This is a genomic window from Emticicia sp., assembly GCF_049241225.1.
Classification (GTDB): Bacteria; Bacteroidota; Bacteroidia; order Cytophagales; family Spirosomataceae; genus Emticicia.
On the sequence record NZ_JBMLRC010000218.1, the window covers coordinates 1 to 6449 of the forward strand.

Annotated in this window: 3 protein-coding genes; 2 read left to right on the forward strand and 1 reads right to left on the reverse strand. The window is 38.3% G+C overall.

The genetic code is table 11. The features are described 5' to 3' along the window. Together ACOVO2_RS12270 and ACOVO2_RS12275 are read left to right on the forward strand one after the other, a co-directional pair. Nucleotides 1-1379 (forward strand): endo-1,4-beta-xylanase (locus ACOVO2_RS12270; protein WP_421770257.1); only part of this gene is annotated, 1379 nt, incomplete at its 5' end. 180 nt (nucleotides 1380-1559) lie between these two features. Then, nucleotides 1560-5645 (forward strand): hybrid sensor histidine kinase/response regulator transcription factor, encoded by a 4086-nt coding sequence (locus tag ACOVO2_RS12275; protein WP_421770258.1) that lies wholly within the window; start codon nucleotides 1560-1562, stop codon nucleotides 5643-5645. 235 nt (nucleotides 5646-5880) lie between these two features. Here ACOVO2_RS12275 and ACOVO2_RS12280 read toward each other — a convergent pair. Further along, nucleotides 5881-6449 (reverse strand): VOC family protein (locus ACOVO2_RS12280; protein ID WP_421770259.1); only part of this gene is annotated, 569 nt, incomplete at its 5' end.

A 6449-nucleotide genomic window follows, 5' to 3' on the forward strand; every position in this document is an offset into this window, starting at 1 on the left:
ATGGAAATTTGGCTCTTGATAATGTTTCAAGATTACTCGAAAATGCCAAAACCGCTGGCGTTTCAGTTTACGGGCATACGCTTTGCTGGCACGCAAACCAAAATGCCACTTATTTGAAAAGTGTCATTGCCCCCGATGTTTTATCATCAACTGGCCCAGGTTGGGATGTCATCACGGCGAATGATTTTGAAGGCAATACAACAACCAACTTCGAGGCCAATGCCAATGCCGTAACCTCATACACGGCTGCTGGCGGTGGTGCAAACGGCGTTGGAAGAGCCTTGAAAATAACCAATGCGAGTGTTCGTGCCAATGACTGGGAAGCTCAACTTTTCATAAAATTTGCTCCTGCGGCTGTTTTGGGCGAAAAATATACGCTTAAAATGGATATTAGAGCAGATGTTTCGGCCTCTTATCCAACGCAAGCACACGTAACACCAGGTGCATACAAACACTGGGACTTCTTTGGAACGTTATCAGCTACACCAACTTGGACAACCTATACCAAAGAAATTACCGTTACAGCCGATATGGCTACGTGTGGAGCAATTGCGTTTAATCTTGGTAAAACCGCCACGAGTTATTATTTCGATAACATTACTCTAACAAAGTATAACGCTACGGGAAGTGTACAAACCAGAGAAAAGTCGCCAGAAGTAAAAAAGACGCTCATCACCAATACCTTGGATAAGTGGATGTCGGGAATGTTGGCCGTGAGCAAACCTTACGTAAAAGCGTGGGACGTAGTAAACGAACCAATGGACGATGGAAAGCCGTATGAACTCAAAACGGGTGTAGGTCGAACATTGAAAGCTGATGAATTTTACTGGCAAGATTACTTGGGTAAAGATTATGGCGTAATGGCCTTTCAGTTGGCCAGAAAATACGGCAATCCAAACGACATTCTTTTCATCAATGATTATAACTTAGAATTTAGTCTGGATAAATGTAAAGGACTCATCGAATACGTAAAATACATCGAAAGCAAAGGTGCAAAAGTTGATGGAATCGGTACTCAAATGCACATCGATATTAAATCAGATAAAGCAAAAATTGCCGAAATGTTTAAATTATTGGCAGCAACCGGCAAACTGATTAAAATTTCGGAAATGGATATCGGCTTAGCGGGTGTAAAAACTGCGGCGGCTACCCAAGACCACTACAAAGCACAGGCCGAAATGTATAAATATGTGATTGACAAATACTTTGAGATTGTTCCCGCAGCTCAACGATACGGTATTACAATTTGGAGCCCGTTGGATAGCCCAGCCAATTCGAGTTGGAGAGCCGACGAGCCAGTTGGACTTTGGAATCAACAATACGTAAGAAAATTAGCTTATTCGTATGTAGCAGAAGCTCTCAAAGCAAATTTGAAATAATTCCCATAAATCATCTACACTAATATACTAATCCCCCACATTCTGATAAAATGCTGGGGGATTGTTTCTGTAAAACACTCTACCTGTGTAGTTTAAATTTTTGATAATCATACAATTAAGTAGTGCGAGATAGCAGACACATATCTATCTTTGGAATATCGAAAGATTAATTCAGTAAAAATGAGAAATTCATACATTTTATTTGCTCTTTTAGGGGTTATTCATTGGGCTCAAGGACAGCAAATCGAATATAAATTTATCAATTATAGTAGCAAAAACGGACTAACTTCAAATTTGGTCAATGCTATTATTAAAGATAAAAATAGTTTCATGTGGTTTGCCACCGAAGATGGGCTCAACCGTTTTGATGGACAGAAGTTTACTGCTTATCAGCACAAAAACCGAGATACTACGAGTATCGGTCGAGGTCCGGTGATAGCCATGACACAAGACAAAGCAGGTCGCATCTGGCTTGCAACTAACCTTACGTTGTCGGTTTATAATCTTAATTTAGATTCATTTATCAATTATGATTTCTCAAAATACGGCTGGATTATTAGTCTTTGTGCCGAGCAGTCGGGTAAAATTTGGGTTGGCACATATAACGGGCTTTTTCAGTTCGACCCAATCACAAAGCAAGTGAAGGCCTTTAAGGCTGACATTAATAATAAAACTAAACTTACTTCAAATATTATTAAGTGTGTTTTCGAGGATAGTAGAAATAATGTATGGGTAGGAACCGACAACGGACTTCATCTTTACGATAAGAAAAAAGACCAATTTGATAGATTTCTGAGCGACCCAACTCGGCCCGATGCCATTTCAAATAATCAAATAACATGTGTTGCTGAAGACAAAAATGGTAGAATTTGGGTTGGTACAGGTAAAGGTGGGCTCAATGTAATGAATGGGGTCAGCAGAAATAGTTTCACTACATTCAAATCTGATAAAAATGACCCAAGCACTCTTTCAAATAATCACATCCATAAAATTGCATTTGATAAAAGTGGTCAAATTTGGGTAGGTACAGAAAGTAATCTTGATATTCTAAATCCATCAACCGGAATTGTTAACAGAGTTAAAAGTACCCTAGCTGAGCAAAATGGATTCACTCCAAACACATACGGACGTTCGGTCAGAGATATTTACATCGACAATGCTGGTATTTATTGGGTAGCGTTTTATCAAGTTGGTATTAATAAATATGACGCCAATCTGGCTTTTTTTAATCACAAACAATTCAAACCCTTCGACCCTAATGGTTTAACTGGTAGTTCAATAATGTCGTTTACTGAAAGCCCTACTGGTGATGTATTTATCGGAACTGAAGGAACTGGCTTGAATATTTTTAACCGAAAAACTGGGCAAATAAAACCTTTCAGATTGCCCCAACAACGAGCCAACAATTCATCAATCATAGCCTTGGAATGTACAGGAAATAATCTTTGGGTGGGGACCTATCAAGCTGGTTTATATAACATTAATCTTGGCACGGGAGCTTCTCGTTATTTATACATTCCCAAAAATAGCAACGACGCCAGTGATGTGGCAATTAATTGTTTTAAAACCGACAAAAGCGGCAAAACTTGGATAGGAACAAATGGCAATTCTATTTATCGTTTCGACCCCGAAACGAATCAGTTAGAATCAACCGAACAGATCTTTGGTTTAAAGCCTGGCGAAAAAATTCCGCTAAATAGCTTTATTACGGTTATAGAACAAGATAAATCGGGTAATTTTTGGTTTGGTTCGAATGGCACAGGTGTGGCAATCTACAACCCAACACAAAATCGTTTTCAAGTACTTAATTCGGGCAATAGCGGCCTACCGATGGACCGAGTTCAAACCATTTATTGCGACCACACAGGCAAAGTTTGGGTTGGTACTTTGGGCGGTGGCCTGTGCCTATATAAACCTAACACAAAATCTTTCGAATGCTTCGATGAAAGTTATTCTTTATCGAATCAGGTTATTTATAAAATATTGGAAGACGAAAAAGGCAAACTTTGGGTAAGTACCAATAAAGGAATCAGTTCTTTCGATGTCAATAAAAAAGTTTTCCGAAATTTTACGCACTACAACGGTGTTCAACAAAGCACATTTAATATTGGTTCGGGATTGATCACAAAAGATAAAACTCTATTTTTTGGGGGCCTCGATGGCTTTAATTATTTCAAATCGGCCAGCATTGTCCCAAAAAACAGGATTCCTATTTTGGTTACAACCAACTTGAAAATTAATAATAAACAGGCTAATCCTGTCGAAAATACCGAGATTACTGAGCATATTTCAACTGTTAAAGAAATTGTTTTGAGTTATAAACAAAACTTTTCAATTGATTTCATTGCCCTAAATTATACTGCTCCGCACGAAAACAGATACTCATATAAACTTGATGGTTTTGATAAAGAATGGAACGAAGTGGGCACCAATACCACGGCCGTTTACACCAACTTAGACCCCAAAACTTATACTTTTCGACTAAAAGCACACAGCGAAGATGGCTCATGGGAAACTCCCGAAAAAGTTATTGAAATAACCGTTAAACCTCCATTTTGGCGTACTTACTACGCTTACTTTTTTTACATATTACTTGTTGTACTGGCAGTCTGGGCAATTCGCCGTAGTTCGATTCAACGCTTAGAAAATGAATTTATGCGAAAGCAAGAACGCTTAGAAATGAATCATTTAATCGAAAAAGAACGCCATGAAGCCGAGCAGAAAATGGAACTCGAAAAAGTTAAAATCAAGTTTCTTACCAATCTTTCTCATGAACTCAAAACGCCGCTCACACTTGTGTTGAATCCGATTGAAAACTTGATGTTTCATGAAAAAGACACCGAACGCTTAGAAATGCTCAACCTCATTAGTCGAAACGCCAAAAGACTGCTCAATTTGGTCAATCAATTACTTGATTTCAGAAGAATCGAAGATAATGAGCTAACACTCCATAAAACCGAAGGAGATTTGATAACATTTACTCAAGAAATCGTTGATTCGTTCAAATACATTGCCGTTAGAAAAAACATTGCCTTACATTTTGTAAGTGCGTTTAGCAATTATAATACTTCGTTCGATAAAGATAAACTGGAGCGAATACTGATAAATTTACTCTCAAATGCCATAAAATTCACCAACGAAGGTGGCAACGTAAGCCTCCAAATTACGGCCGAGGGCGAAACTGGTATAAAAATGATTTTGCGAGATACAGGAATCGGCCTACCTGCCGAATTGACTGATAAAATATTTGAACGTTTCTTCCAAGCCGAAAACAATGTCGAAATTTTGAATCAAGGAAGTGGTATCGGGTTATCAATTGCCCAAGAATTTGTAAAACTTCATGGCGGAACCATAAAAGTAGAAAGTGAAGAAGGAGTTGGCAGTGCCTTTATCATCTCTCTGCCTTTGCAACCCATTAGTTTTCAGCAATCTAATTCTATTGTTTTACACGAAAGTGAAGACGCTGTCGAGAGTTTTGCGAAAAATGAACCACCAAAAATTGAAAAACCAATCGTTTTGATTGTAGATGACGATGCCGATTTACGAGCCTATTTGGTTGAAAGTTTGAAAAATAAATACAAAATAATCGAGGCTGCCGATGGTAAGCAAGGCTGGCAAAAAGCATTGTCGAGCCACCCGCAGCTTATTATCAGTGATGTGAACATGCCAGTGGTGGACGGCATTGAAATGGTTCGAAAAATTAAGAGTGATAGCCGAACCAAGCACATTCCAATCATTATGCTCACAGTATTATCGGAAGAAACCGAACAGCTTAAAGGTTTGGGTGCAGGTGCCAGCGACTACCTGACCAAGCCATTTAGTTTTCATTTATTGAATATTAAAATTGAAAACCTACTTAGTTTAAATAGTTTACTAAAAAATACGTACAGTAAACACATCCAAATTGAGAAGCCAGAAGTAGAGACAATCTCGGAAGATGAGAAGTTTCTATTAAAAATCACTCGTTATGTGGAAGAAAACATCGAAAATCCAAATCTTTCAATTGAGGAATTGAGCAAAGCGATGTTTGTCAGCCGTGGTACACTATACGTAAAAGTGTTGAATCTCACAGGTGAAAGCCCAGTTGAATACGTAAGGTCGTTGAAACTGAAAAAAGCCTTATCGCTCTTACAGAAAAACGATATGAAGATTTCGCAGATTGCCTATTCGGTAGGATTCTCGAATCCGAACTATTTTGCGAGAGCCTTCAAAGCAAAATACAACGTTTCGCCATCGGAATATTTATCGCTCAATAAGGTTTCGTAGAAAAGTGAGAGTTTTTCTCGATTTGTTTAATGAAAGTGCGTTCGGAATCAAAACAAAAGTAATTGTTGATTCCGAACGCACACTTTTAAGTAGTCTACGGTCAATAGTCGACAAGTCCACAGAAAGTTAATGGGCTTATAAACAGCCTCTTAGCTATTTATAGAATTGTCGATTATATAAATCTTATTACTTAAATTTATGCTCAAAGACTAAAATAATATACTTTTGTGATTGCTCATTTATTCTGATAATTTATCATCCAATTTATTCCGTATTTGTCAGAAAATTCACCAAAGTATGCTCCAAAAAACATATCAGCCATTGGCATTGTCACGTTTCCATCAACCGAAAGTTCGTTGAATAATCGGTCGGCTTCTTCTCTCGTTTCTGGCTCGATACACAAGTGCATATTATTGCCTTTGCTTAGTGTAAAACCCATTTCTTTCGGGGCATCAGTGCCCATCAAAACATGGCCACCAGTGATAGGTAGCTCTACGTGCAAAATCATATTTTTGATACTTGCGTCCACTGGTGGGTGCTGACTATCAGCCGGTATATCGCCAAACCGTTGAATCCCTTTGCCAATGAATTCTGATTTGAAAACCTTTTTATAAAACAAAAATGCTTCTTCGGCTTTGCCATCAAAATTCAAATAGCTTGTTACTCTGGCCTTATTTGAGGTTTTGTTTTGCTCACGAAGCATAAATTTTGCCTCAATGTACTGGTCAAGGTTTTCGAGTGCCATGCTGAATCCTTCTTTAAAGCCCATTTCGATTACTTTTTCGAGGTCAGAAAGGCTTTCAT

What these genes read in the sequence shown, in the direction of transcription:
- ACOVO2_RS12275 (WP_421770258.1), top strand. Translation starts at nt 1,560, where the DNA reads ATGAGAAATTCATACATTTTATTTGCTCTTTTAGGGGTTATTCATTGG.